Origin of the sequence: Sulfitobacter sp. HI0027 (assembly GCF_001634775.1) — a bacterium.
In the GTDB taxonomy this organism is placed as follows: domain Bacteria; phylum Pseudomonadota; class Alphaproteobacteria; order Rhodobacterales; family Rhodobacteraceae; genus Sulfitobacter.
Genome location: NZ_LWER01000033.1, coordinates 1 through 3,523, shown reverse-complemented (window position 1 = coordinate 3,523; position 3,523 = coordinate 1). Strand labels below are relative to the sequence as shown.

At 59.3% G+C, this 3,523-nt stretch carries 3 protein-coding genes and 2 pseudogenes; 4 read left to right on the top strand and 1 reads right to left on the bottom strand.

Annotated elements, in window-relative coordinates; translation table 11 throughout:
• The 4 genes and pseudogenes from A3722_RS02080 to A3722_RS24645 form a co-directional block, all read left to right on the top strand.
• Positions 1-461 (top strand): IS3 family transposase (locus tag A3722_RS02080; protein WP_150120403.1); only part of this gene is annotated, 461 nt, incomplete at its 5' end.
• Between the two features lie 15 nt (positions 462-476).
• On the top strand, positions 477-1,124 hold the full coding sequence (locus A3722_RS02075; RefSeq protein WP_082849318.1) for an aldo/keto reductase: 648 nt from the start codon (positions 477-479) through the stop codon (positions 1,122-1,124).
• Positions 1,125-1,569: 445 nt separating this feature from the next.
• Positions 1,570-1,977: pseudogene (locus A3722_RS02070) on the top strand (IS6 family transposase); the annotation flags it as partial.
• A 131-nt stretch (positions 1,978-2,108) separates the two neighbouring features.
• Positions 2,109-3,126, top strand: a pseudogene (locus A3722_RS24645) (IS256 family transposase); the annotation flags it as partial.
• 27 nt (positions 3,127-3,153) lie between these two features.
• On the opposite strand, the gene A3722_RS02060 reads toward A3722_RS24645, so the two are convergent.
• Positions 3,154-3,523 (bottom strand): IS66 family transposase (locus A3722_RS02060; RefSeq protein ID WP_150120402.1); only part of this gene is annotated, 370 nt, incomplete at its 5' end.

Below are 3,523 nucleotides of genomic sequence, written 5' to 3'. Positions count from 1 at the left end.
ACATCCGAGCGGGAAAAGTCTATCTTTCCCCAATCATCGATTGCTTCGACGGACTCGTCTTAAGTTGGACCATAGGGACCAGACCGGATGCCGATCTCGTAAACTCAATGCTTGATGCAGCGGTAGAGACCATCGCTGACAGCGAAGTGCGGCCCATCGTCCACAGCGATCGCGGAGGCCACTATCGCTGGCCTGGCTGGCTGGAACGTATCGAGGCAGCAAAGCTCGTTCGTTCGATGTCACGAAAGGCGAGTTCGCAGGACAATGCAGCATGTGAAGGCTTCTTCGGACGCCTGAAGACTGAGTTCTTCTATCCTCGCGATTGGCGAGCCTTCACCGTGGCCCAGTTTATTGACGAGGTTGATGCCTACATCCGCTGGTACAACGAAACACGCATCAAGATGTCCCTTGGTGGCAGAAGCCCGATCGAATACCGTAAAAGCCTCGGCATTATCCCGTGAAAACAGTCCAAGTTTTTGTCCGCACCCCCCCTTTATGCGCACCGTCGTGACCCACGCTTCACCCCGGAAGAAACTGCAGAAAATCTTGGCCTCTTGGTCAAGAAAGGAAAAACACGGGCGATCGGATTGTCTGAAGTGTCCCCTTCAACCCTCCGGCGCGCGTTTAAGGCTTATCCTATTGCAGCGGTCCAATCCGAGTACTCACTGTCGACCCGCGCTCCCGACCTTGGCTTGGTTCAGACCTGCGCCGAACTTGGTGTTGCCATGGTGGCTTTCTCACCCGTGGGAAGATCGCTGCTCACCGACAATCCGATTCCACGCGAACGCCTCCCGGATCTGCCATTCCTTGCCAACAACCCGCGGTTTATTGAACCTAACCTCACCGAGAACCTTAGGATCAGCAGCGGGTTCTGTGCCCTAGCTGCGCAAATGAACACCTCAGCGGCAGCCCTGGCAATCGCCTGGCTTTTGACCCGGGGGGATCACGTAATACCAATCCCTGGAACGCGGAGCACCGATCACCTTCAGCAATGTGTAGCCGGCGCCGACCTGGTGCTCTCGGCGTCCGATCTCGCACAGATCGAGGCTGTTTTGCCTGTGGGCTGGGCGCATGGGGATCGTTACTCCAGTGAACAATGGAACGGGCCTGAACGATACTGCTAATTGCTCGCCTCCCGGTCTGTCCGTACGACCCAAGTGACGCCGCGCGTCGTTCCAAGAGCGCATCGCAAAGACAATCTGCGACACCAAACGTACCGTTCCCGACGCAGCGCGCCGCGCAACTGCACCCAGGTCGAGCGGCGGTGGGGCCCCGTAAACTTAATGCACCGGCTCTGTTGATATGCGAAGGGAAGGCATGACCCAATCTAGCCCTTCTTCGCTCTATCACCACCACCGTTTCCCGTCAGATGTGATCGCTCATGCGGTTTGGCTGTATTTCAAATTTCCATTCAGTTTGCGCATGGTCGAAGATTGTGAACAGCATGCAATTTTGACCCCGTAGAGGGGTGATCGGCGTCCAAAAATGACCCCCTTACACTGATGTGGATAATGCGCCCGAGGGGCATCGTCATCTTGCGGGGCCTGATCTGAAATCGTACCAACGGACATGACAAAAGCCAAACATTCCGGTGCCTTCAAAGGCTACCGTTTCCCGCCTGTGATCATTGCCTATGCGGTCTGGTCCTATTTTCGGTTTCCCTTGAGCCTGCGCGATGTTGAGGATCTGCTTGCGGCGCGCGGCATCGTCGTGAGCTATGAGACTATCCGGAAGTGGGTTGGGAAATTTGGTACAAAGTATGCTGCTTCCATCCGGCGGGATCGGCCTGCGCGGTCTGATAAATGGCGCCTTGATGAAGTGGTCATTCCTATCCGCGGGTGCAAATTCTGGCTTTGGCGCGCGATCGACAGCAATGGTGACGTTCTTGATATTCTGGTTCAATCTCGGCGCAACACGCGCGCAGCGAAACGCTTTTTCCATAAGCTATTCAAGCAATACGGGCAGCCACGGGTAGTGCCCCACCCCGTGGTGTAGGAGGCCGCGCGCGAAGCCATTGGCTTAGCGCAGCGCGCGGCCGGGCTGGCGGCCACCGCGTTTCTTCGCAGTCTGAGGTTGCTCAAAGACCGACGACAACGAAGGAGAACACGATGACCAACCCCATAATCGACCTTCCGGGGGTGATCGCCAAGAGCGATGACGCAGATTTTCTGCGCGAGCTGATCCAGGACGCCGCGCAGCGGCTTATGGACATCGAAGTGGCCGCTGTCTGCGGCGCCGCGCATGGCGAGCGCAGCCCGGACCGCGAGAACCAGCGTAACGGCTATCGGCCGCGACAGTGGGATACCCGGGCGGGGACCATCGGCCTGAACATCCCGAAGCTACGTAAAGGCAGTTACTTCCCGACCTTCCTCGAGCCGCGCAGGACCGCCGAGAAGGCGCTGATGGCGGTGATCCAGGAGGCCTATATCCAAGGCGTCTCCACCCGCGCGGTGGATGACCTGGTGCGCGCCATGGGGCTGTCCGGCACTTCGAAGAGCCAGGTGTCACGGCTATGCGAGGAGATCCACTGCCCGGCAGGGCATCGCGCAGCGATGGCCCGAGAGGGACGAGCGGGTGCAGGCGTTCCTGAACCGCCCCCTCGAGGGCGATTGGCCCTTCCTCTGGCTGGACGCTACCTACGTAAAGCTGCGCGAGGGCGGGCGGATCGTATCCATGGCGGTGATAGTGGCGGTCAACACTGACGGGCGGCGCGAGATCTTGGGAATCACCGTCCTGCCATCCGAGGCCGAGACCTTCTGGGCCGATTTCCTGCGCTCGCTGACCCGGCGCGGACTGCGCGGCATCCGGATGGTCATCAGCGATGCACATGAAGGCCTCAAGGCCGCGGCGCGCAAGGTCCTGGGTGCTGGATGGCAGCGCTGCCGAGTGCATTTCCAGCGCAACCTGCTGGCCCGGGTGAGCAAGACCAACAAACCGGTGGTCAGCGCCGTGGTGAAGACCGTCTTCGCCGAAAAGGACCGCAATCAGGCTCATCTGCGCTGGCGCGAGGTCGCCGACAACCTGCGTGACCGGTACCGCGATGTAGCCGAGCTAATGGACGAGGCCGAGCACGATGTGCTGGCCTACATGGCGTTCGACGAGAGCCTGCGCTCGAAGTTGCACAGTAAGCGTTCTCAGGAGGGCACTGTCGGGTCAGCTTGACGTCTTGAAGTTCCACGGGAGCAGATCGTCGATGCCGCTTTGTGGGTGACCATTGGCGATCGCTGTGAGGGTTGCCTTGAGATAGGCGAAGGGCTCGATGCCGTTGATCTTGCAGGTCTCGATCAGTGAGGCGATGCGGCCCCAGGCGATACCACCCTCGTCATGCCCAGCGAAGAGGGCGTTTTTCCGATTGAGGGTGATGGAGCGGATCAGGTTTTCGACGCGGTTGTTGTCGATCTCGACGCGCCCATCGGCCAAGAAGGTCTGCAGTCCGTCCCAGTGATTGTGGATGTAAGTCAGCTTTTCACCCAGCCGGGATTTGGTGGAGATCTTGCGGCGCTCAGCCTCCAGCCATTCACCG